The organism is Methylobacter sp., assembly GCF_030680395.1.
In the GTDB taxonomy this organism is placed as follows: domain Bacteria; phylum Pseudomonadota; class Gammaproteobacteria; order Methylococcales; family Methylomonadaceae; genus Methylobacter_A.
Window position 1 is genome coordinate 1 of the sequence record NZ_JAUXVR010000030.1, and the last position, 22450, is coordinate 22450.

The window sequence follows — 22450 nt, forward strand, 5'->3', positions numbered from 1 at the left end:
TGGCCCTTGCCCGGCTTGTCCAGTCCGCTGTCCGGATCGAATGTCTTGCGGAGTTCGGCGGTGGCCGGCAGCGACTATTTGGAGCCGTCGAAGGCAAACACTGACAGGCCGCGCCACGTATATTCGTCGCGTTGCGGGAATGCTTGATACGCCAAATCAACGGCTTTACGTAAAAGCTCGGCAAACGTTTCCCAGCTGACTTTGCTGCGGGCCTTGGTCAGTGCGCTACGATGGGGTGTTTGAGCTTCCGGCCAAAGTCCACCACGCCGCGACAGGTTGAAAAAACCGCTTAATTTAATGTCCACGCCTTCATGGTGCGAACCGCTTGCCGTTAAATGTAGGAGAGTCACAATAAGTCTGGAGAGAGGGAGTTTGCGGCTCCGAGTAAAATGTTCCTTTTTCAGTTTTCCAACCGTTTGACAAAAGGCAGACAAAAGACCGATGAGTTGGCTATAAAAACTGTGGATAACGGGGGTATTCATTTCTGTTGACCATTGACATAAAACACGTGCCACAGAGATAGGGGCGTTTTGCTTAAGTCAACAGCATTGACGCCAAGTTAAAGCCTGTGAAGTGTAGGCCTAAGCGAACGCACCTTACAACGCTGGCAGACCGGTGAAACGGTTCACTGTGATCAACGTCCATTACGTGACTATCAACCGCCACACAAGCTAACAGCCATCGAGCGTGCCGAGGTGTTGGCCGTCGCCAATTCCGATGAATTCGGCCATCTGCCACCGAGTCAGATCGTGCTGCATACTCTGGCCCAACCTGAACAGTCATTCTGATCCAACCTGAACACCTATTCCGATTCATGTTGAACACTGATTCTGGTTTCAAGCTGAACACTTTTCCGGATTTTTCCAGAATCGGTGTTCAAGTTGCCAGAATGACTGTTCAGATTGCCAGAATCCCGCCTAACGCATTGTTTATCCAACCAGACTATCCTTTCCGCCTTTTATGGAAAGAATATGTCGGCAAAGAGAACAGCAATGCGAAAATTAAGAGAAGTACTCCGACTCAGCTACAGCGCCGGATTAAGCATTCGGAAGATCAGTGCCAGCACCAAAATCAGTGTAGGCCGCATTCAAAACATCTTAAAACTGTCCGAACAGCTAAAAATAACTTGGCCGCTACCGGAGGATTGGGATGATCAAGCTCTAGCCCTGAAGTTTTATCCCCGCTCGGACGCCCGACCTTCCTCTAAATACCAAGAGCCGATATGGACAGACGTTCATATGGAATTGAAGAAAAAGGGCCTGACCAAGCAGTTGCTTTGGGACGACTGCATGGATGCAGGAGGTAGAGCAACGCAGGAGCAGTTGCCGAGGAATACACCCGGCAGTATCCGAACCGTTGCTATAGCTACTCGCAGTTCTGCGCCCGTTATGCCGACTGGCGGAAGAAACAAAAACGCTCCATGCGGCAGATCCATCGTGCCGGTGACAAGATGTTTATCGATTATGCCGGCCCCACGATGCCCGTAGTCTGCGCGTCAACCGGCGAAATCCGCGCCGCGCAGATCTTTGTGGCGGTGTTGGGCGCTTCCAATTACACCTTTGCCGAAGCGACCTGGAGCCAAAGCCTGCCGGATTGGCTGGGCAGTCATGTGCGGGGTTTTGAGTTTTTTGGTGGCACGACCGTGATGCTGGTGCCTGACAATTTAAAAAGTGGGGTGACTAAAGCCTGTCGTTACGACCCCGAACTGAACCCCAGTTATCAGCAGTTGGCGTCTCATTACTCGATCGCGGTGATGCCTGCCAGGCCCTATAAACCCAAGGATAAAGCCAAAGCCGAGGCCGGTGTTTTACTGGTTGAACGCTGGATTATGGCTAAACTGCGCCATCAAACCGTCTTCTCGTTGGCGGAGTTGAATCACTGTATCAGCGCCTTGCTGACCGAGCTCAATCAAAAACCCTTCAAGCAAATGCCGGGCAGTCGTCGACAGTGGTTTGAATCGCTAGATCAACCCGCGCTGACACCGTTACCGAAGTACGCCTATCAGTACACCGACATTAAAAGTGCCCGCGTCAATATCGATTACCACCTGATCTACGACCAGCATCTTTACTCGGTGCCCCATCACTGCGTAGGCGAACAGGTGGAGTTACATGCCGGTGACAAACTGATTGAAGTTTATTTTCATAACAAACGCATTGCCACCCATGTCCGAAAATATTATCCCGGCATGACCACCGAACCAGGCCACATGCCGGAACAGCATGCCCAGCATCAACAATGGACACCAGGACGGTTAATGAACTGGGCGCAATCGATAGGACCTGAGGTGCTGGTGTGGGTGAAGGGACAGTTACAGCGTAAGGATCATCCAGAGCAAGCGTATCGCATCTGCCTGGGGCTATTAAGCCTCAACCGTAGCTATACCTCAGAACGCTTAAACAAAGCCTGCGGAATCGCCAACAAAGAATCCTTGTTCAAATTGAAAAACGTCAAAGCCATTTTACAAAGCAACCGGGATAAGCTGCCTGAAACCTCTCCTGTACAGCTTTCGTTATTGCCTCAAGACCATGAAAACATCCGGGGTGCCAAGAGTTTCCACTAACCCTTAACTCCAAGAGTTGAGCAAACACGGCCTGCATCATCTTGATGTTGAAGACCCTGAATGCTCACATTTTCTTTTAAAATCCAAATACCGGACATTACCATGATTGAAACTACCCTCAGCCAACTACGTCAACTGAAATTAAACGGCATGGCTTCTGCGTTGCAAACCCAACTGGACCAACCAGGTACGTATGAAGGTTTAGCCTTTGCCGAGCGCCTGCAATTATTAGTCGATCACGAAGACCAGGAGCGTAATCAACGCAAACAGGATCGATTGACACGCGCTGCGCAATTCAAGCTTAAGGCACACGCCAAAGATATAGATTATCAGAGCGGTAGAGGTATACAGCAGTCGCAAATGGCGTCGTTGCTGATGTGTGACTGGCTCAAGAAAGCCCAGAACTTGTTGCTGACCGGCCCCTGCGGCACCGGCAAAACCTATATCGCTTGTGCACTCGGTCATCAAGCCTGTCTGAAAGGCTACAGCGTCAGATATTACCGGCTTCCGCGCCTAGTCCTCGCCTTAACACAAGCCAAGGCCGATGGCAGCTACAGTAAATTGCTAAAAGCGATAGCCGGTCTGGATGTGCTGATTATTGATGATTGGGGACTGGAGCCTTTGAGTTCCGCCACTCGAAATGACTTGATGGAAATTATGGATGACCGTTATGAGCAGTCAGCAACCATCATTATCAGCCAATTGCCGACAGAACAATGGTATGAAGCGATTGGTGATAATACCTTAGCCGACGCCATTTTAGACCGGCTGATGCACAACGCGCACCGAATCAATTTACAAGGAGAATCGATGCGAAAAAAAATGAATTCCTTGACCCAAGTTGAACACTTAGGGTAAAAATTCACTTCCACCGATGCGTTAGGTTTTAGGTGTTCAAGTTCGACCAGAATTGGTGTTCAAATTAATCAGAATACGCACGTGCCACGACTAGCCGATCAAGGCAGCTATCTGGCTTCCGAATCAACTTTCTATCGCCTACTGCGAGAGCAAAAACAGCTTACCCATCGGCGTAGCGAACGTCCTGCGCAAACACGTACCAAACCGCGTGCAGTCTGTGCTACAGCACCTGACCAGCTCTATAGCTGGGACATTACCTATCTGCCATCGCTTATCCGCGGACAGTTCTTCTATCTGTATCTATTTGTTGATATTTTCAGCCGAAAGATCGTCGGTTGGCAAGTGTATGAAGAAGAAAACAGCGCCTTGGCTGGCGAACTGTTACGCGATCTATGTCATCGTGAAAATATTCAGTTTCAACAGCTTACGCTGCATTCTGATAACGGCAGTCCAATGAAGGGATCGTCTATGCTGGCGACCTTGCAGCAGCTCGGTGTCATGCCTTCCATTAGTCGGCCGTCGGTGAGTAACGATAATCCTTATTCAGAATCGTTGTTTAAGACCTTGAAATATCGCCCTAACTATCCGTTAAGGCCATTCGCCGATGTCACAGAAGCACGTCAATGGGTCACGGAGCTGGTGGAATGGTACAACAACGAACATCGCCACAGCGCTATCCGGTTTGTCACCCCGGGACAACGTCATGAAGGTTTGGATGAAAACCTTCTGGATAACCGTAAAGCCGTCTACAGGGCTGCTCGCGCTAAACATCCGCAACGCTGGAGTGGAAGCACACGGAATTGGCAAAGAATCCAAGCAGTTCATCTGAATCCTGATAAGGCCGAAGCAAAAGAAGGTGATACCAAGGAGGGACTTATTCAAAACAAAAAAGCAGCGTAAGTTTTAACCGTCGAGGCGACAACTACATTGACAATTTCCGGGTTACTTGAAGACTTTATCTTTGCGCTTACCAAAAATAGTGGCCAGTATGACGCCGGTCACATGATCAGTCGCATACTACAGCCAACGCTGCTCGAATTTCTTGCCGATAGAGGGACACTGTTTGTCCCTTTCCGCTTCCACAGCAAGCTTCCAACCTGACCTCCCTGTCATCTGATGACAGTCAGGGTATTCACTATAGGGGTTACCTGTGTCGGCAAGGTTTGCTTTTTTAACATACTGAAGACGGTGTTTTTATTAATATCCGCCCTCCTATCACGAATGCCGCTGTATTGATCGCCATCGCCACGACTTAGCGTTTGACGCCAAGCCTATAGGCCTTATAGCGATAATCAAGAAGGAAAGTCTTGATTGAACACGCTTCATCCCAGCATCGATAACATGGCGTCCCTTCCCTTGCCCTGTGCGACCGGACTTGGCAATTTGATTGCTGCCACACTCGGGGTTGTTGTCGATCGGCAGATATCCTGTTTTTGCATAGCGAATCAGGCCGGGCCAGCGCTTTATGGTGTAATCATAGCGCCGCCGTTGGCGGTGAAGACACGGGTCTGTATGAGCCTGTCATGGAAAGCATGAAGTTGGGGCAGGCTTTTTTCCCTACGCAACTGCTGCCGCGCATCATGCCCAGTTCTTTGCCTTTCGCTTCGATGGCGTACAATGCGCCGATACGTTGCAACGCTTCCCAGGCTATCGGGCTTTGATTGGCTCCATGCAAGTCGAAGAACTTTCGACGCGCATGGGCCAGACAGGCGGGTTCGATACAGGTTTCCTTATGGCCATTGCTCGCGAACAGAGTTTTATAGCCGGCATAATCATCGACCATCAGATGACCTTTCCACGCGCTCAAAAACTGGCGGGCATGCTCACCACGACGCCCTGTTGGTAGTCGAAGACGATCAGTCGAGTTCCATCGTCAGCGAGATCGTTGCTACGATGCCCACAGGTAGGCTTTGCGGCGTTTGCCGCTGCCCTAGGTCTAGTTTCGCCACCGGCGTTTCGTCGGCATGCACCGCAAGTGCCAAGTCCGACGATTCACCAGCGGCTGTAGCACCACACCGACGCGCCCAATCCACTCGGCTAATGTTGCCCGAGGCAAAATGACGTGGTCGCGGGCCACGATTTATTCCAAGCGATAGAGGGGAAGATGGTTCCGATATTTACTGATCATCACCCAGTTCAGCAAACCCACGGCCGCCATGCCGCCATCAATCACCGCCGGTGGAATCAACCACTACCACTGGACGGCGTCATCGAAAAGCACACATCCGTCGCCTTGGGCCAGACAAAATGGCACTGATGCAAACGACGTTGACACAACCACACGCCATTGCCATCCCACAGCAACACCTTCAAGCGATTGCCAGAGCAATTATGAAACACAAAGGCCGACCCCGCGCACGGTGAATGCCCTATCGCTTGCTGCACAATCGACGATAACCCATCGATGCCACGACGCATATCGACCGGCGCCACGGCCAACCAGATTTGCGCCGGTGCTTCTATTAGCCCAGACATCGCCATAACTCCGCCAGCCAAGATGCGGACACACCCGCGGGCAATTCCAGTCGATGGCCTCTGGCATGGTGCAGAACTAAGCTGGCCTCCGGCGAGAGGGGGCGCTTGCACATGAATCGGCAGCAATACAGAGGGTGCCGGTGGCGAGGTTTTAGCCTGCACCCTGAACTCACACAGCCGTGCTGAAAATGTGCTGTAGGTGAGTTGGTGCTGTCGACAGTAAGACGATTGCGACAAACCACTGCTTTGCCAAGCGTTGATATGGGCTTTCCAATGGGCTGATAAGGCCATGTTGTATCCTCTTTAAAAAATGCAGAGGATAATGGTTGTTACTGGGTCATGAAATATGGTGCGGATGGCCGCTTACGATCCAACCGGTTGATAACGCCATCGCTTATCCTCGTCAAAAAACCTAAGGATGTTCGATTTTGTTCATTCAAGATAGATAGCTCGGTTGGACGCTTACGGTGAAGTATGAAGAAGTATATTTAAAGCAACACAGCAACATGCTGGATTTGTTGATCGGATTGACGCAATACTTCCAATTCTATAATCAGGAACGCTGGCATCAATCGCTGGATAACAAAACACCAGCTGACGTTTATAAAACGGCCATTGGCGGTGGGGCAAAGATTCTGGATAAATTTAAGGGTGCGGATGAGAAATCAGACCCCGTACAGCAAAACTGGGACAGCGTCATTCAGCTGGAGTGTGAACAGAGCCCTATCTTAAATTAAGGTATTTTTTGTCTGGACAATGGGGTCCATTTTACTGATTGAAGCCAGGGGCGCGACGCTTAAATACTTGCCGCCTTATAGTCTCGATCTGAATCCGATTGAACATGTGTTTGCCAAGCTGAAGGCGTTGTTACGCAAGGCAACTGAACGAAATGTCGACAAACTTTGGCAGGCGATCGGCCAAATCATGGATCAGTTCCACGACGACGAATGCATGAATTATTTTAACAATTCGGGCTATGTTTCTAACTAAAGAATAAATGCTCTAAGCTACTCGCTGCCATGTTGGATGGCCTGATGATAGACCGTAGGCCATCCCAGCGAGGACTTTCCCAAGAAAAACCTTTATCTTGAGCCGGCTATGTCGATGAAACGGCCAAGCGCGAGACTGAAGAAAGGAGCTATATTCTACATGTCCGCCGCAGAGCGAAGAGATTGAAGAAAAGATAAGATCCCTAGCTTTAGACGGTGCGTTGTTGAAGTGTGCCACGCTTGGTTTAACCGGTTTAGAAAGCTCTAGGTCGGTATGAAAAAATGGATCGGAGATATCTCGGCTTGCTAATACTATACTGGCCGCTTCTTCATCGTCTTATCAAAAATAAAGCGGAAAAATAAGAGCAATACTATTTATGGATATGTTCTTAGTTTTAAAACACCTGATGAGATGTTTTTTGCTGAGCGGGAGCAAGATGCCGCAGGATTGCGCTTCGGAGCTAAATACGCCATTTAAAAATAGATTTGGAATTTTATAAATTTAGCCCCTAATCATAAACGTAAGATTTCAGGTTTTAGGGGCTGATAATAAGTAAAAATATTTTTTGTGCGCTATAATAAAAACGAATTAATCTTCTATCACAGCAACGGGTCTATCAACAAGCTCGACATACGCCATGGGAGCATCATCACCAGGTCTGAATCCGCACTTCATAATACGTAAATATCCACCGGCTCTATTCTTGTAGCGAGGACCTAACTCATTAAAAAGTTTAGTCACTACATCACGATCACGTAACCGAGAGAAAGCAAGACGCCTTTTAGCTACACTATCTTCTTTAGACAAAGTAATTAAAGGCTCAGCATAACTTCTTAATTCTTTCGCTTTTGGTAAAGTTGTTTTAATTAATTCATGTTTAAATAGTGAACTAACCATGTTGCTAAATAGCGCCTTACGATGACTGCTATTTATATTGAATTTCCTTCCGGATTTACGATGTCTCATTGTAAGAAGACCTAATGTTAATGTGTTATTGCGTGAGTTTGATCTGCAAGGTTTTCAGGAGGCCAATTTTCCAAGCGCATACCCAAAGATAAACCTTTTAAAGCAAGAATGTCTTTTATTTCTGTTAAAGATTTTTTGCCAAGATTTGGAGTTTTTAATAATTCAACTTCGGTACGTTGAATTAAGTCTCCAATATAAAAAATATTCTCAGCTTTTAAGCAATTAGCAGAACGTACTGTTAACTCAAGATCGTCTACGGGACGAAGAAGAACAGGATCAAATATTTCTTCGACCTCAACCTCTTCCTCTGCAAGTTGATCATTTACTTTTTCAAAGTCAACAAAAACAGATAATTGATCATGAAGTATTGTGGCGGCAAGCTTAATAGTTTCTTCTGGATCAACTGTTCCATTTGTTTCCAGTTCGATTATTAATTTGTCTAAATTAGTTCGCTGCTCAACACGAGTACTTTCAACTTGATAAGCAACTTTGACAATCGGGCTATATGAGGCATCAAGCTGAAGCGCACCAACAACAAGGCTATGTTCAGAATTTGATTTACGAACACTTACAGGTTCATAACCTCTTCCACGACGCACTCTGATCTTCATATTTAAAACGCCAACCTGTGTTAGATTAGCTATTATCAAATCAGGATTAATAATTTCCACATCATGCGGAAGTATAATATCAGCAGCGGTAACACAACCTGCCCCATGCTTTGAAAGAGTAAGTTCGACTTCATCTTTAGAATGAAGCACAACAGCTAACTTTTTAAGATTAAGCAAAATATCAATCACATCTTCTTGAACACCTTCTATAGTGGTGTACTCATGAAGAACGCCTTCAATTTCAACATCTGTAACTGCGCAACCAGGAATTGTAGACAACAACACCCGGCGCAATGCATTACCAATAGAATGACCAAATCCTCTTTCAAGAGGTTCAATAACAATCTTAGAATGATTAGGTGTTTTGCTTATAACCTCAACTAATCGAGGCTTCAGCAAGCCAGAAATAGAATTCTGCATTTATATCCCTCAAAACTACGATTATTTAGAGTAAAGCTCAACTACCAACTGCTCATTTATATCACTACCCAAATCCACACGATCTGGCAGAGAGCTAAAAGTACCGGACATTGCTTTAGAATTAACGTCAACCCAAGAAGGGAATCCATACTGCTCAGTTACAATTAAAGCATCAACAATTCTTTGTTGCTTTTTCGCCTTCTCTCTAACGGTAAGAACATCACCTGGAGAAACCTGATAAGAAGGGACGTTAATTAAAACGTTATTCACTTGGATAGATTTGTGACTGACCAACTGACGAGCTTCTGCCCGAGTAGAAGCAAAACCCATACGATATACAACGTTATCTAATCTTGACTCCAAAAGATTCAACAAATTCTGACCTGTTGCACCTTTCTTTAAATCTGCCGATTTATAGTAATTTCTGAATTGTTTTTCTAAAATACCGTATATTCTGCGTAAGCGCTGCTTAGCTCTCAACTGAATAGCATAATCTGAACTTCTTGCGCGCTTCGTGCCATGCTGACCAGGGCGCTGATCCAATTTACACTTATTTTCTAAAGACTTTCCTCTGCTTTTTAAAAACAGATCAGTGCCTTCTCTTCGACTTAATTTACAGGTAGGCCCAAGATATCTTGCCATAACAAACTACTCCAGATTTTTATACGCGGCGTTTTTTCGGCGGACGACAACCATTATGAGGAATCGGCGTCACATCAACAATATTATTTATTTTGAATCCCAAATTATTCAGAGAACGCACTGCAGATTCTCGACCTGGACCAGGACCCTTAATCATAACGTCAAGATTTTTCATACCAAATTCCAAAGCAACAGAACCCGCCTTTTCAGCCGCAACCTGCGCGGCAAATGGCGTGCTTTTTCTGGACCCACGAAAACCTGAGCCCCCTGATGTTGCCCAAGAAAGAGCATTACCTTTTCTATCTGTGATAGTTATAATTGTATTATTAAAAGAAGCATGAACATGCACTATGCCGTCTGCAACTTCTTTTTTTATACGTTTTCTAGAACGATTTTGACTCGCCATTTACTTCAACCTCTTAAAGGAATATCTTATTTTCTAATTGCCTTACGCGGGCCTTTTCGAGTACGAGCATTAGTTCTCGTTCTCTGCCCTCTTAAAGGCAATCCTCTACGATGTCTTATTCCGCGATAGCAACCCAGATCCATCAAACGCTTGATATTCATAGAAACTTCACGACGCAGATCACCTTCCACTGTCATCTTCGAAACCACATTACGAATGGCTTCCAATTGCTCTTCAGTCAGTTCTTTTATTTTAATCGAAGGCGTTATACCCACTTCAACACAAATTTCACTTGCAGTTTGACGACCCACACCATAAATAGCAGTCAAAGCAATCACTGCATGTTTATGATCTGGTATATTTATCCCGGCAATACGTGCCATCTAGATACTCCCACTTGATAGTGCTCTAAAGTTAAGCGCCAAATTATAGCATTCTATAAATTATGGCGCAACAATTATTATCCTTGTCGTTGCTTATGTTTTCCGTCTTCACAGATAACCCTGACAACACCATTTCTTTTTACAACTTTACATTTTCTACAAATTTTTTTTACAGAGGCACGAACTTTCACAATTAACTCCTAGATTGCTCTTGTGCAATAATTTATTTTTTTAGATTGGCTTTTTTCATTAAACCATCATACTGCTGGGACATAACATGAGTTTGCATCTGCGAAATGAAATCCATTACAACCACTACAATAATTAATAAAGACGTTCCTCCAAAATAAAACGGAACATTCCAGTAAACAATCAAAAACTCAGGCAATAAACACACAAGTGTAATATAAAATGCACCAATTAATGTTAGTCGGGTCATCACTTTATCAATATAAGAACTTGTTTGAAGGCCTGGTCTTATTCCGGGCAAAAATGCACCCGATTTCTTTAAATTGTCAGCAGTTTCTTTTGAATTAAACACCAAAGCGGTGTAAAAAAAACAAAAGAAAATAATAGCTGTTGCATAAAAAATAACATAAACAGGCTGACCGGGAGACAACATGGTAGCCACATCCTGCAGCCAAGAAAAACCCTCGCTATTTCCAAACCATCCGGCAATAGTCGCTGGAAATAAAATTATACTGGATGCGAAGATAGGTGGTATTACACCAGCCATATTAAGCTTTAAGGGTAAAAAACTACTTTGCCCCGCATACATCTTACGGCCTTGCTGTCTTTTTGGGTAATTAATAAGAATCCTTCTCTGCCCTCTTTCAACAAAAACAACCAGCGCAGTTACGGAAATTGACAACAAAAATAATAAAATAATAAATGCCCCATTCATTTCACCGGTTCTTGCCAACTCCAAAGTACCACCAATTGCTTTTGGCAATCCAGAAACTATACCTGCAAATATGATAAGAGAAATGCCATTGCCAATTCCCCTCTCAGTAACTTGCTCACCCAACCACATCAAGAAAATAGTGCCCGTAACCAAAGTAACCGTTGTAATAACGATAAAACTTATGCCTGGACTCAAAACCACGGAAAGACCACCAGCAGTTTGATTTTGCAATGCTAACGAAATACCAATCGCTTGAAAAGTTGCTAAAACAACGGTGCCAAATCGAGTATACTGTGAAATCTTACGTCGACCCGACTCACCCTCTTTTTTCATCTGCTCCATTGCAGGAATAACAACCGTCATCAATTGCATAATAATTGATGCTGAAATATAAGGCATTATGCCTAATGCAAACAAGCTTAAACGCATTAAAGCACCACCCGAGAACATGTTGAACATATCCAAGATTGATCCGCTTTGTTGCTCAAACATAACTGCAAGTGCCTTAGGATCTATTCCAGGCACAGGAATATGGGCACCGACTCTGTATACAAAAAAAGCTCCCAAAACAAAAAGCAACCTAGCTTTAAGCTCTGAAAAACCGCCGACCTTCCCAGATACCTGCGCTCTTGATGTACTCACTTAAACCTCTACTTTGCCGCCAGCAGCTTCAATAGATTCTTTGGCTCCACCAGTTACTTTAATTCCTTTGATTGTAACAGCCTTACTTAATATACCAGACTTTATTATTTTAGCTTTTTTTGTAAATGCCGGAACGATATTAGCGTCAATCAGCATCTTAAGGTCAATTATGTCAGCATTTAAACCCTCAAGCTCATTTAGCCTAACCTCGGCTGAATATTTACTAATTAATGAAGTAAAGCCGATCTTTGGTAAGCGACGCTGCAAGGGCATTTGACCACCCTCAAAACCAACCTTATGAAAACCACCACTACGAGCCTTTTGCCCCTTATGACCTCTTCCACAAGTCTTACCAAGTGTACAGCCAATGCCTCGACCAACCCTCTTAGATTTCTTTCGAGCCCCTTCACTTGAACGGATTGTATTTAAAAACATTACACTTCCTCAAATTTTAGCATGTACGATACTTTATTTATCATACCTCGGTTTTCAGGCGTATTGACCACCACGACCGTCTGGTTGATTTTGCGCAAACCTAAACCTTTTAAACAGGCTTGGTGACGCGGTAAACGCCCAAATCTGCTTTTTATCATCGTAACACTTATTTTATTGCCAGCCATTGCCACTACCCAATAATCTGTTCAACTGATAAGCCGCGTTTTGCAGCTATTTGGTTAGCACTGTGCATTCCAGTAAGACCATTAATAGTTGCTCTAACAACATTAATAGGATTACTAGTTCCGATGCATTTAGCTAATACGTTATGTACTCCAACTACTTCAAATACTGCCCTCATTGCTCCACCAGCAATAATGCCTGTACCTTCTGAAGCGGGCTGCATATAAACTTTAGCCGCTCCAGTTGTATTCATAATAGGATATTGTAAGGTGTCACCTTTTAAAGAAACTTTACGCATATTTTTACGCGCTTGCTCTAAAGACTTTTGGATTGCAATAGGCACTTCTCGAGCCTTACTAACACCATACCCAACCCTGCCCTCGCCATCACCAACTACTGTTAGTGCTGTGAAGCCAAAAACCCTACCGCCTTTTACAACCTTTGCAACACGCCTTACATTAACTAACTTTTCTTGCAAACCATCTGCACTAACCTGAGAAGGTGCTGTAGACATTTTATTCCCCTAAAATTTCAAACCGGCTTCACGTGCCGCATCAGCCAATGCCTTAACGCGACCATGATATTTAAATCCTGAACGATCAAAAGCAACCTCGGAAACCCCAGCAGCAATTGCCTTTTGCGCAATAAATTTTCCTACCTCAGCTGCAGCAATCACATTTCCAGTATTTTTTAATGTCGATTTAATTTCAGCTTGAGTTGTTGATGCACTTGCTAACGTTGTCGTTCCATCAGCACTAATAACTTGAGCGTAAATATGTTGCGAAGTTTTGTGAATTGACAATCGTGTTGTGCTTAATTTCTTAATTTTGCTACGCAATTTTAATGCGCGCTTCATACGAGCTTGTTTCTTATCCATTTCGCTACCTTACTTCTTCTTAGCTTCTTTTCTTGCGACATGTTCGTCAGCGTATCTGACACCTTTACCTTTATATGGCTCAGGTGGACGGTATGCTCTAATTTTCGCAGCAACCTCACCTACCAATTGCTTGTCGCTCCCTTTAATCAATATTTCAGTCTGACTAGGCGTTTCAACTAAAACCCCTGCCGGAACTTCAAAATCAACTGGATGGGAAAAACCAAGGGCTAGATTAAGTATGTTTCCTTTAGCCTGCGCTCTATAGCCCACACCAATCAAAGTTAGTTTCTTTTCGAATCCTGCGGATACACCAATAACCATGTTGCTTACGATTGCTCTAGCCGTTCCAGCTTGAGCAGTAGCTTTTTTATCATCTTTATCCCACTGAACCTGGATTACGTTATCCGTAATACCTAAGCTAACAGCTGAATTAATATCATAAGATAATTGACCATTGCTTCCTTTTACAGTCACATTATTACCCTCTAGCTTTATATCCACTCCACTTGGGATAATTACTGGAGCCTTAGCAATTCTTGACATAACCTGACCTACACTTTAACAAACAGTACAAATGACTTCACCGCCATGTCCAATTGAACGAGCAGCTCTATCGGTCATAACACCATTTGATGTTGATACAATAGCAATTCCTAGCCCGCCAAGAACTTTTGGCAATTCATCCTTAGATTTATAAATACGTAAACCAGGTTTACTAATTCTTTTAATATTTTCAATTACAGGAGTTCCCTTATAGTACTTCAACTCAATAGTCATTTCTGTATGACTGCCGATTGTTTCCATGGAATAACCTGTTATAAAACCTTCTTCTTTTAACACCTTGGCAATAGACACTTTCAATTTTGACGAAGGCTGCTTAACGATCTTTTTGCCAGCAGATTGACCGTTTCTGATTCGGGTCAGCATATCTGCGACTGGGTCTGTCATACTCATCTTATAATCTCTCTAAACTTGATCTAAAAGATCTTACCAACTTGCCTTTACCAAGCCTGGCACATCGCCACGCATTGTCGCTTCTCTTAGCTTATTTCGACTAAGGCCAAACTTACGGTAATAACCATGCGGACGTCCGGTTAAATTACAACGATTACGAACTCTTGACGCACTAGAGTCTCTCGGTAGTTTTTGAAGTTGTAAATGAGCAGATTCTTTATCTTCAAATGCGGCACTCGGATCCCTGATAATTTCTTTCAAAGATTTACGTTTCACATCATATTTTTGTACTAATTTTTTACGCTTGTCTTCTCGCGCAATCATTGATTTTTTTGCCATTTTAAATTGCCCTTTAGTTCTTAAATGGAAAATTAAAAAGCTTCAACAAAGCCAAACCTTCTTCATTAGTTTGAGCTGTTGTTGTGATAGTTATATCCATGCCGCGCAACGTGTCAATTTTGTCATAATCAATTTCCGGGAAAATGATTTGCTCTTTAACACCCATAGAATAATTACCACGCCCATCAAAGCTTTTAGGGCTCAATCCTCTAAAATCGCGGATTCGAGGAATAGAAATACTTATTAAACGATCTAAAAATTCATACATCCTATCGCTACGCAAAGTAACTTTGCAACCTATAGGCATATCGTCACGAATTTTAAAACCCGCGATTGATTTTCTTGCCAGCGTAACGACCGGCTTTTGACCGGAAATCTTTTCCATGTCGCTAACTGCGGATTGCAGGACCTTTTTATCAGCAACGGCACCGCCAACACCCATATTGAGTGTTATTTTTGTAATTCGCGGCGCCTGCATTACAGAATTATAAGAAAACTGCTCTACTAATGCTGGAAGGATTTTTTCTTTATATACGGTTTCTAGTCTAGCCATGATTTTTATCTACACCTATACATCAACAACTTCATTTGTTGACTTAAAATATCTGACTTTTTTTCCATCTTCTAGAAACTTAAAGCCGACACGATCCGCTTTCTTGGTCTCAGGATTATATAATCCTATATTGGAAATATTGATCGGCATATCCTTGACAATAATTCCACCTGAAACCCCAGCATTTGGATTTGGTTTTTGATTTTTTTTAACCTGGTTGATTCCCTCAACCAAAACCTTATTATCCTTTAAAACCTTGCTTACTCTACCACTCTTACCTTTATCCTTACCGGTACGAACGATAACTTCATCGCCTTGTTTAATTCTTTGCATTTTTAAACCCTACCTTATAAAACTTCAGGAGCCAACGAGATGATCTTCATAAATCTCTCGCCTCTGAGCTCACGTGTTACAGGGCCAAAAATGCGTGTACCAAGTGGCTGTAAATTATTATTCAGAATAACTGCTGCGTTACCATCGAAGCGAATTACTGAACCATCCGGCCTGCGAACGCCTTTACGAGTCCTAACAACCAATGCGTTATAAACTTCGCCTTTTTTAACTCTTCCGCGTGGTATAGCGTCTTTAATACTGACTTTGATAATATCACCAATGCCTGCATAGCGCCTATGAGACCCACCCAATACTTTGATACACATGACCCTTTTTGCACCGCTATTATCGGCGACGTCAAGGTTAGTTTGCATCTGAATCATGATTTATTCCTAATTATCTGTTTATTAAATAGCCTAATAATGCTATTTGTTGGCGCTTTCTAAGACCTGAACCAACATGAAGGTTTTATTCTTAGACATAGGTCTGCATGATGTAATGGATACTACGTCGCCTTCATGGCATATATTCTGTTCATCATGAGCCATCATTTTAGTTGAACGCTTAATGTATTTACCGTAAACAGGATGCTTTACAACTCGCTCAACCAAAACTGTAATGGTTTTGTTCATTTTATTACTAACAACCCGACCAGTGATCGTCCTCAACTTAGCTACATTTTCACTCATTTTATGCGCTCGCCATTTCGTTTAATATGGTATGGATACGTGCCACATCGCGCCTAACCTTTTTTACTTGATCCGGTTTAGACAACTGACCTGTACCTTTTTGCATTTTAAGATTAAATTGTTCACGCGATAATTCGAGCAACATTGACCCTAATTCGTCTTTAGATTTTTGGCGTAATTCACTTACTTTCATTACATTATTGTCCGAGCAGTAAAAAGTGTTTTCAAAGGTAACTTGGCAGCACCTAAAGCGAATGCTTCACGAGCCAACTCCTCAGAAACACCCTGTATTTCATACAACATAGTTCCAGGCTTAACCTGAGCAACCCAGTATTCTACACTACCTTTTCCTTTTCCCATACGAACTTCTAATGGTTTTTTGGTAATCGGCTTGTCCGGGAAAATTCTAATCCATATTTTACCGCCACGCTTGACATGCCGGGTAATAGTTCTACGTGCCGATTCAATTTGACGAGCAGTAAGTCTGCCACGCTCGACTGATTTAAGGCCAAAATCACCAAAACTTACTGATGAGCCACGTACGGCAGTACCGTTATTTCTGCCTTTATGTTGTTTACGGAACTTAGTTCTTTTAGGTTGAAGCATTTTCTCTATCCCTTCAACTATTTTTTAGATTCTGAATTAATAGATGCTATATGCGCATCCATATCGAATACCTCACCTTTGAATATCCACACCTTAATGCCGATAATTCCGTAGGTAGTATGTGCTTCAGCGGTTGCGTAATCAATGTCTGCCCGTAATGTATGCAGAGGAACTCGCCCCTCTCTATACCATTCGCTTCGAGCAATTTCGGCGCCGTTTAACCGGCCACCAACATTGATCTTTATACCCTCAGCACCTAATCGCATTGTATTGGTTACAGCGCGCTTCATTGCTCGACGATACATAATTCTTTTTTCAAGTTGCTGAGCAACACCTTCAGCAACTAACTGAGCATCTAGCTCAGGCTTTCTAATCTCTTCAACATTAAGCTGAACAGGAATGCCCATTATCTTCGACACTGCTTGTCTTAATGCCTCGATATCTTCGCCCTTTTTACCTATTACAATACCTGGTCTTGCTGTATGTATTGTAATATGCGCATTATTAGGTGGACGGTTAATCTGAATACGGCTTACAGAAGCATGAGCTAATTTTTTCTTGATATAGTCCCTGACTGTCAAGTCTTGGTGCAGGAAAACAGAATAATCCTGACTATTCGCATACCATCTTGAATTCCAATCTTTTACAATTCCAAGGCGTATACCTGTTGGATGTACCTTTTGACCCATTTTCTGCCCCTACTCGTATTCTGCGACTTTAACTGTAATATGGCAGGTTCTTTTAAGGATATGATTTGCACGTCCTTTAGCTCTTGCCTTGAATCTTTTCATGGTCGCCCCCTCATTTACATAAACGGTCGACACTTTTAATTCGTCAATATCTGCGCTTTCATTATGTTCCGCATTAGCGATAGCAGATTCAAGAATTTTTTTGATAATCGCAGCAGCTTTTTTGGAGCTGAACTTCAATGTGTTCAACGCTTTTTCAACGGGCATACCACGAATCTGATCACCTACTAACCGCGCCTTCTGCGCAGATAGCGGAGCATTTTTTAATTTTGCTGAAACTTCCATAACACAACCTATCTAGATTTCTTATCAGCCACGTGGCCTTTATATGTACGAGTTGGCGAAAACTCACCTAATTTATGCCCGACCATATTCTCAGAAATCAGAACAGGTATGTGCAGGCGTCCATTATGTATTGCTATAGTCAAACCCAGCATATCAGGAATAATCATTGATCTTCTTGACCATGTTTTAATCGGTTTCCGATTATTAGTACTTACAGCATCTTCAACTTTTTTCAGCAGATGATGATCAATAAAAGGACCTTTTTTAATTGAACGCGGCACGCTAATTCCTCTCTATTTAAGCTTACGACGCCTGATAATCATATTATCAGTACGCTTGTTATTTCTGGTTTTATAGCCTTTGGTTGGCATACCCCAGGGTGATACCGGATGTCTACCGCCAGATGTACGACCTTCACCACCACCATGCGGATGGTCAACCGGATTCATTACAACACCACGTACAGTAGGTCGAACACCTCGCCATCTTGAAGCACCAGCTTTTCCAAGAGATATCAAGCTATGTTCTGAATTTGAAACCTCGCCAATTACGGCGCGACAATCAGCCATAACTTTACGCATTTCACCAGATCGTAATCTAAGGGTTGCATGAGCGCCATCTTTAGCTACCAATTGTACAGATGTACCGGCACTTCGCGCAACTTGAGCACCTTTGCCCGGCTTCAATTCCACGCAATGAACCGTCGTACCCATTGGTATATTTCTCAATGGCATACAGTTACCCGGCTTAATAGCCGTAGTTTCCGAAGAAAGAACTTCCTGCCCAACTTCAAGGCCCTTAGGGGCAATAATGTATTTCCGTTCACCATCTTTAAATAATATCAAAGCGATATTTGCAGTTCTGTTTGGGTCATATTCCAGACGCTCAACAACAGCAGGAATATCGACTTTATTTCTTTTAAAATCAATGATCCGGTAGTGCTGCTTATGACCACCACCTATATGGCGTGTTGTTATACGCCCATTATTATTACGCCCGCCACTTTTGCTCTTTTTACTAAGCAAAGGCGCATATGGCTTGCCTTTATGCAAATCATCATTTTTGATCCGCACTACAAACCGTGAACCCGGTGACGTCGGTTTAGACTTTACAATAGCCATGCTTTCTACCGTTTCCTATTGATCTTTTAAAACTTAAATTATTAAGCAGCAGAGAAATCTATATCATGACCGGGCTTTAGTTTTACATAAGCCTTTTTCCAATCAGATCGCTGTCCCAATGAGCCGCCAAATCTTTTCTGTTTGCCTTTAACGTTTAAAACTTGAACCGAATCAACTTCAACGCTAAACATTAGTTCCACTGCACTTTTTACTTGTTTTTTAGTTGCTTGTTTTTGCACTTTAAAAACAAATCGATTATTTTTTTCTGCAGCAATAGTGCTCTTCTCAGATACAATCGGAGCTTGTAGCACACCTGCTAAGTGGTATTTATTTAAACTCACGCCAAGCGCTCCTCTATTTGCTTCAACGCACCAGGTGTAGCAATAACTTTATCGGCCGAGACCAATAGTACAGGGCTTAAATTAATCGCCTCAATCACTTCTACATAAGGTATGTTCCTTGACGCCAAAGCTAAATTTGCATCCACACTCTCAACAACAATTAGAATGCGCTTTGCGTCAATATTTTTTATTCTTGCATTTAATTCTTTGGTTTTTGGACTGGAAGGTAAAATGTCATTACTAACCACCAACCTATTTTGCCTAAGCAACTCAGACAAAATTGACCGAACACCAACTCGAAACATCTTTTTATTTAGCTTTTGCTCGTAATTTCTTGGTCTTGCAGCAAAAGCAACACCACCCGTCCTCCATACCGGACTACGTGTTGTACCAGATCTTGCTCGACCAGTTCCTTTTTGTCTCCATGGTTTTGCACCGCCACCGCTCACATCAGAGCGCGTCTTCTGCGCTTTAGTTCCGGCACGAGCACCTGCCAGATGTCTAACAACCAATTGGTGAACCAAAGTTTCATTAAATGACTGTCCAAAAATAGCCTCAGTCACTTCTACGCTTCCAGAAGAGTCTTGTTCGTTTAAAGCAGGTATTTGCAAACTCATAGCTTAACCTTTATTTCGCATTTTCATAGCAGGTGTAATGACTACATCACCGCCTTTAGCACCAGGCACAGCGCCTTTTACTAAAATTAAATTTCTTGCCGTATCAATTGAATGAATAGTCAAATTCTGAACTGTAACTTTTTCAGCCCCCATATGACCCTCCATTTTCTTGCCTTTAAATACACGACCAGGAGTTTGACACATACCAATAGAACCCAAAACTCTATGTGAGCGTGAGTTACCATGTGTTGCATCTTGCATACTAAAATTGTGACGCTTTATACCACCGGCAAAACCTTTACCAATACTTTTACCCTGAACATCAACAACTTGACCAGCAGAAAAGACATCTAAAGATAATTGAGAGCCAACAGATAAATCCTCACCTTCACCATCTTCGAGCCTAAACTCCCACAGGCCACGTCCAGCCGTCACATTAGCTGCTGCGTAATGACCAGCCATTGCCTTATTGACTCTAGAAGATTTTTTATCGCCCGCTGCAACTTGAATCGAACGATACCCATCAACCTCAATACCTTTAACCTGAGTAACTCTGTTTGAGTCAATCTGGAGTACAGTAACTGGTACTGACGAACCATCTTCACAAAAAACTCTGGTCATACCACATTTACGACCTATAAGACCTATTGACATCTGCCAATTCCCCTGCTTCTTAATTCAATTTTATTTGAACATCAACACCAGCTGCAAGATCCAACTTCATCAATGCATCTACGGTTTTTTCTGTTGGTTCAACGATATCCAATAATCTTTTATACGTTCTCAATTCATATTGATCTCTCGCATCTTTATTCACATGCGGAGAAATCAAAATAGTGAAACGCTCTTTTTTAGTAGGCAATGGAATAGGACCTTTAACTTGAGCACCCGTTCTTCTTGCTGTTTCTACTATCTCACCAGCCGATTGATCAATCAATTTATGATCAAATGATTTCAAACGGATTCTGATAGTTTGGTTAGCCATATTTATTACTCGATTATTGATGCAACAACACCGGCACCGACGGTACGCCCACCTTCACGAATTGCAAAACGCAGACCATCTTCCATCGCAATCGGTGAGATTAATTTTACGGTAACTGCGATATTATCGCCGGGCATTACCATTTCCACGCCTTCAGGCAATTTCACCGCACCGGTTACGTCCGTAGTCCTGAAATAGAACTGTGGACGGTAGCCATCAAAGAACGGCGTATGACGACCACCTTCTTCTTTTGACAGGACATAAATTTCTGCATTGAAGTGGGCGTGTGGCTTGATGGTATTTTTGTGAGCCAAAACTTGTCCGCGCTCAACATCATCTCTTTTCGTGCCTCTTAACAGCAAGCCGACGTTATCGCCTGCCTCACCCTGATCCAGCAACTTGCGAAACATTTCAACGCCAGTCACCGTGGTGGTCACCGTTGGCCTGATGCCAACAATTTCAACTTCTTGACCCACTTTAATGATGCCGCGTTCAATACGGCCAGTCACTACGGTGCCACGGCCTGAGATTGAAAACACGTCTTCAATAGGCATCAGGAAGCTGCCGTCCACAGCCCTTTCCGGTAAGGGAATGTAACTGTCCAGCGCCTCAACCAATTTGACTACCGAGGGCATGCCGATTTCACTTTCATCACCTTGCAACGCAAGCAATGCCGAACCTTTAATAATAGGCGTGTCGTCGCCTGGAAATTCGTACATATCCAGCAATTCCCGGATTTCCATTTCCACCAGCTCGATCAACTCTTCATCGTCGACCATATCGGCTTTATTCAGGAACACCACTATATAAGGGACGCCAACCTGTCTTGACAGCAAGATATGTTCCCTGGTTTGCGGCATGGGGCCGTCAGCAGCCGAACAAACCAGGATTGCGCCATCCATTTGCGCCGCGCCGGTAATCATGTTTTTTACATAGTCAGCATGGCCAGGGCAATCAACGTGGGCATAGTGGCGTACCGCAGATTCATATTCCACATGGGACGTAGCAATGGTAATACCACGCGCACGCTCTTCAGGCGCATTATCTATCTGGTCGAAAGCCTTGACCGCACCACCGTGCAACTTAGCCATTACTGTTGTTAAAGCAGCCGTTAGTGTCGTTTTACCGTGATCGACGTGACCGATTGTGCCTACGTTGACATGTGGCTTGCTACGTGAAACTTTATCTTTGGCCCTGAAAATACCTGAACTATCGACTTTGCAACTGGAGCTCATAACCGGATTTGAACCGGTGACCTCTTCCTTACCAAGGAAGTGCTCTACCTACTGAGCTATATGAGCATAATCTCAGAAACATGGAGCGGGTGATGGGAATCGAACCCACGTGATCAGCTTGGAAGGCTGGAGTTCTACCATTGAACTACACCCGCAGTTTATATAAAGATGGTGGAGGGGGGAGGATTCGAACCTCCGAAGGCAGAGCCGGCAGATTTACAGTCTGATCACTTTGGCCGCTCGGGAACCCCTCCTATATCGGGTAAGTCGGTCATTATCTTTTATACC

35 protein-coding genes, 3 tRNA genes and 2 pseudogenes are annotated in these 22450 nt (G+C 43.6%); 5 read left to right on the plus strand and 35 right to left on the minus strand.

Annotation, left to right across the window (positions count from 1 at the left end; translation table 11 throughout):
- Positions 1-74: 74 nt before the first annotated feature.
- Positions 75-350 (minus strand): hypothetical protein, encoded by a 276-nt coding sequence (locus Q8L79_RS13145; RefSeq protein WP_305271996.1) that lies wholly within the window; start codon positions 348-350, stop codon positions 75-77.
- Between the two features lie 621 nt (positions 351-971).
- On the opposite strand from Q8L79_RS13145, the pseudogene istA reads away from it, so the two are divergent.
- From istA to Q8L79_RS13160, 3 genes and pseudogenes are all read left to right on the plus strand, one after another.
- Positions 972-2563: pseudogene (istA, locus tag Q8L79_RS13150) on the plus strand (IS21 family transposase).
- A gap of 102 nt (positions 2564-2665) precedes the next feature.
- Positions 2666-3421, plus strand: a complete 756-nt coding sequence (istB, locus tag Q8L79_RS13155; protein WP_305271998.1) for an IS21-like element helper ATPase IstB — start codon at positions 2666-2668, stop codon at positions 3419-3421.
- Positions 3422-3502: 81 nt separating this feature from the next.
- On the plus strand, positions 3503-4321 hold the full coding sequence (locus Q8L79_RS13160) for an IS3 family transposase (protein ID WP_370869968.1): 819 nt from the start codon (positions 3503-3505) through the stop codon (positions 4319-4321).
- 574 nt (positions 4322-4895) lie between these two features.
- Here the strand turns inward: Q8L79_RS13160 and Q8L79_RS13165 are convergent.
- Positions 4896-5204, minus strand: coding sequence for a transposase (locus Q8L79_RS13165; RefSeq protein WP_305272000.1), 309 nt, complete (start codon positions 5202-5204; stop codon positions 4896-4898).
- Positions 5205-5605: 401 nt separating this feature from the next.
- Complete coding sequence (gene tnpB / locus Q8L79_RS13170) at positions 5606-6187, minus strand: IS66 family insertion sequence element accessory protein TnpB (protein ID WP_305272003.1); 582 nt, start codon at positions 6185-6187, stop codon at positions 5606-5608.
- Positions 6188-6363: 176 nt separating this feature from the next.
- On the opposite strand from tnpB, the gene Q8L79_RS13175 reads away from it, so the two are divergent.
- Positions 6364-6633 (plus strand): hypothetical protein, encoded by a 270-nt coding sequence (locus tag Q8L79_RS13175; RefSeq protein WP_370869969.1) that lies wholly within the window; start codon positions 6364-6366, stop codon positions 6631-6633.
- A 37-nt stretch (positions 6634-6670) separates the two neighbouring features.
- Positions 6671-6886: pseudogene (locus tag Q8L79_RS13180) on the plus strand (transposase); the annotation flags it as partial.
- Positions 6887-7474: 588 nt separating this feature from the next.
- Here Q8L79_RS13180 and rplQ read toward each other — a convergent pair.
- The 32 genes from rplQ to Q8L79_RS13345 form a co-directional block, all read right to left on the minus strand.
- Entirely contained in the window at positions 7475-7852 is a 378-nt protein-coding gene (rplQ, locus tag Q8L79_RS13190; RefSeq protein WP_305272005.1) for a 50S ribosomal protein L17, read from the minus strand.
- Positions 7853-7869: 17 nt separating this feature from the next.
- Positions 7870-8883 carry a DNA-directed RNA polymerase subunit alpha gene (gene rpoA / locus Q8L79_RS13195; protein ID WP_305272007.1) on the minus strand — a complete coding sequence of 338 codons (1014 nt, stop codon included), beginning with the start codon at positions 8881-8883 and terminating at the stop codon, positions 7870-7872.
- Positions 8884-8904: 21 nt separating this feature from the next.
- On the minus strand, positions 8905-9525 hold the full coding sequence (rpsD, locus tag Q8L79_RS13200) for a 30S ribosomal protein S4 (RefSeq protein ID WP_305272009.1): 621 nt from the start codon (positions 9523-9525) through the stop codon (positions 8905-8907).
- Positions 9526-9544: 19 nt separating this feature from the next.
- Complete coding sequence (gene rpsK, locus Q8L79_RS13205) at positions 9545-9931, minus strand: 30S ribosomal protein S11 (RefSeq protein WP_006890467.1); 387 nt, start codon at positions 9929-9931, stop codon at positions 9545-9547.
- Positions 9932-9957: 26 nt separating this feature from the next.
- A complete protein-coding gene (gene rpsM / locus Q8L79_RS13210) occupies positions 9958-10314 on the minus strand; it encodes a 30S ribosomal protein S13 (RefSeq protein WP_006890468.1) in 357 nt (118 codons plus the stop codon).
- 77 nt (positions 10315-10391) lie between these two features.
- Positions 10392-10505 carry a 50S ribosomal protein L36 gene (gene rpmJ / locus Q8L79_RS13215; protein ID WP_081466878.1) on the minus strand — a complete coding sequence of 38 codons (114 nt, stop codon included), beginning with the start codon at positions 10503-10505 and terminating at the stop codon, positions 10392-10394.
- A gap of 32 nt (positions 10506-10537) precedes the next feature.
- Positions 10538-11860: a preprotein translocase subunit SecY gene (secY, locus tag Q8L79_RS13220; protein WP_305272016.1), complete on the minus strand. Its 1323-nt coding sequence runs from the start codon at positions 11858-11860 to the stop codon at positions 10538-10540.
- A complete protein-coding gene (gene rplO / locus Q8L79_RS13225; protein WP_305272018.1) occupies positions 11861-12295 on the minus strand; it encodes a 50S ribosomal protein L15 in 435 nt (144 codons plus the stop codon).
- Complete coding sequence (gene rpmD, locus Q8L79_RS13230; protein WP_305272020.1) at positions 12295-12480, minus strand: 50S ribosomal protein L30; 186 nt, start codon at positions 12478-12480, stop codon at positions 12295-12297. The genes rplO and rpmD overlap by 1 nt, the downstream gene beginning before the upstream one ends.
- Before the next feature lie 5 nt (positions 12481-12485).
- Complete coding sequence (rpsE, locus tag Q8L79_RS13235) at positions 12486-12992, minus strand: 30S ribosomal protein S5 (protein WP_006890472.1); 507 nt, start codon at positions 12990-12992, stop codon at positions 12486-12488.
- 9 nt (positions 12993-13001) lie between these two features.
- Complete coding sequence (gene rplR / locus Q8L79_RS13240) at positions 13002-13355, minus strand: 50S ribosomal protein L18 (RefSeq protein ID WP_006890473.1); 354 nt, start codon at positions 13353-13355, stop codon at positions 13002-13004.
- 9 nt (positions 13356-13364) lie between these two features.
- Positions 13365-13898, minus strand: coding sequence for a 50S ribosomal protein L6 (rplF, locus tag Q8L79_RS13245; RefSeq protein ID WP_027148064.1), 534 nt, complete (start codon positions 13896-13898; stop codon positions 13365-13367).
- A 15-nt stretch (positions 13899-13913) separates the two neighbouring features.
- Positions 13914-14309 carry a 30S ribosomal protein S8 gene (gene rpsH / locus Q8L79_RS13250; protein WP_305272025.1) on the minus strand — a complete coding sequence of 132 codons (396 nt, stop codon included), beginning with the start codon at positions 14307-14309 and terminating at the stop codon, positions 13914-13916.
- A gap of 33 nt (positions 14310-14342) precedes the next feature.
- Positions 14343-14648 (minus strand): 30S ribosomal protein S14, encoded by a 306-nt coding sequence (gene rpsN / locus Q8L79_RS13255; protein WP_305272027.1) that lies wholly within the window; start codon positions 14646-14648, stop codon positions 14343-14345.
- A 13-nt stretch (positions 14649-14661) separates the two neighbouring features.
- Entirely contained in the window at positions 14662-15201 is a 540-nt protein-coding gene (gene rplE / locus Q8L79_RS13260) for a 50S ribosomal protein L5 (RefSeq protein WP_305272029.1), read from the minus strand.
- Between the two features lie 15 nt (positions 15202-15216).
- The gene (gene rplX, locus Q8L79_RS13265; protein WP_006890478.1) at positions 15217-15534 is read right to left on the minus strand and encodes a 50S ribosomal protein L24; all 318 of its coding nucleotides are present in this window, start codon (positions 15532-15534) and stop codon (positions 15217-15219) included.
- A gap of 14 nt (positions 15535-15548) precedes the next feature.
- Positions 15549-15917, minus strand: a complete 369-nt coding sequence (gene rplN, locus Q8L79_RS13270) for a 50S ribosomal protein L14 (protein ID WP_006890479.1) — start codon at positions 15915-15917, stop codon at positions 15549-15551.
- A 42-nt stretch (positions 15918-15959) separates the two neighbouring features.
- Positions 15960-16223 carry a 30S ribosomal protein S17 gene (gene rpsQ, locus Q8L79_RS13275; protein WP_027148065.1) on the minus strand — a complete coding sequence of 88 codons (264 nt, stop codon included), beginning with the start codon at positions 16221-16223 and terminating at the stop codon, positions 15960-15962.
- A 1-nt stretch (position 16224) separates the two neighbouring features.
- Complete coding sequence (gene rpmC, locus Q8L79_RS13280) at positions 16225-16416, minus strand: 50S ribosomal protein L29 (RefSeq protein ID WP_006890481.1); 192 nt, start codon at positions 16414-16416, stop codon at positions 16225-16227.
- Positions 16416-16829 (minus strand): 50S ribosomal protein L16, encoded by a 414-nt coding sequence (gene rplP, locus Q8L79_RS13285; protein ID WP_006890482.1) that lies wholly within the window; start codon positions 16827-16829, stop codon positions 16416-16418. Before rplP ends, rpmC begins: the two co-directional genes overlap by 1 nt.
- Before the next feature lie 17 nt (positions 16830-16846).
- Positions 16847-17518 carry a 30S ribosomal protein S3 gene (rpsC, locus tag Q8L79_RS13290; protein WP_305272035.1) on the minus strand — a complete coding sequence of 224 codons (672 nt, stop codon included), beginning with the start codon at positions 17516-17518 and terminating at the stop codon, positions 16847-16849.
- Between the two features lie 9 nt (positions 17519-17527).
- Positions 17528-17863, minus strand: a complete 336-nt coding sequence (rplV, locus tag Q8L79_RS13295; protein WP_104422825.1) for a 50S ribosomal protein L22 — start codon at positions 17861-17863, stop codon at positions 17528-17530.
- Positions 17864-17871: 8 nt separating this feature from the next.
- Positions 17872-18144 carry a 30S ribosomal protein S19 gene (rpsS, locus tag Q8L79_RS13300; protein WP_006890485.1) on the minus strand — a complete coding sequence of 91 codons (273 nt, stop codon included), beginning with the start codon at positions 18142-18144 and terminating at the stop codon, positions 17872-17874.
- 12 nt (positions 18145-18156) lie between these two features.
- The gene (gene rplB / locus Q8L79_RS13305) at positions 18157-18984 is read right to left on the minus strand and encodes a 50S ribosomal protein L2 (protein ID WP_006890486.1); all 828 of its coding nucleotides are present in this window, start codon (positions 18982-18984) and stop codon (positions 18157-18159) included.
- A 41-nt stretch (positions 18985-19025) separates the two neighbouring features.
- Positions 19026-19325 carry a 50S ribosomal protein L23 gene (gene rplW, locus Q8L79_RS13310; RefSeq protein WP_305272041.1) on the minus strand — a complete coding sequence of 100 codons (300 nt, stop codon included), beginning with the start codon at positions 19323-19325 and terminating at the stop codon, positions 19026-19028.
- On the minus strand, positions 19322-19942 hold the full coding sequence (gene rplD / locus Q8L79_RS13315; protein WP_305272043.1) for a 50S ribosomal protein L4: 621 nt from the start codon (positions 19940-19942) through the stop codon (positions 19322-19324). Before rplD ends, rplW begins: the two co-directional genes overlap by 4 nt.
- 3 nt (positions 19943-19945) lie before the next feature.
- Positions 19946-20596 carry a 50S ribosomal protein L3 gene (gene rplC, locus Q8L79_RS13320; protein WP_006890489.1) on the minus strand — a complete coding sequence of 217 codons (651 nt, stop codon included), beginning with the start codon at positions 20594-20596 and terminating at the stop codon, positions 19946-19948.
- Positions 20597-20615: 19 nt separating this feature from the next.
- A complete protein-coding gene (gene rpsJ / locus Q8L79_RS13325) occupies positions 20616-20927 on the minus strand; it encodes a 30S ribosomal protein S10 (RefSeq protein WP_305272047.1) in 312 nt (103 codons plus the stop codon).
- A 5-nt stretch (positions 20928-20932) separates the two neighbouring features.
- Entirely contained in the window at positions 20933-22162 is a 1230-nt protein-coding gene (gene tuf / locus Q8L79_RS13330; RefSeq protein WP_305272049.1) for an elongation factor Tu, read from the minus strand.
- Positions 22153-22228, minus strand: a tRNA-Thr gene (locus Q8L79_RS13335). Before Q8L79_RS13335 ends, tuf begins: the two co-directional genes overlap by 10 nt.
- Before the next feature lie 15 nt (positions 22229-22243).
- Positions 22244-22317, minus strand: a tRNA-Gly gene (locus Q8L79_RS13340).
- Positions 22318-22331: 14 nt separating this feature from the next.
- Positions 22332-22416: transfer RNA gene (locus tag Q8L79_RS13345), tRNA-Tyr, on the minus strand.
- Positions 22417-22450 lie beyond the last annotated feature (34 nt).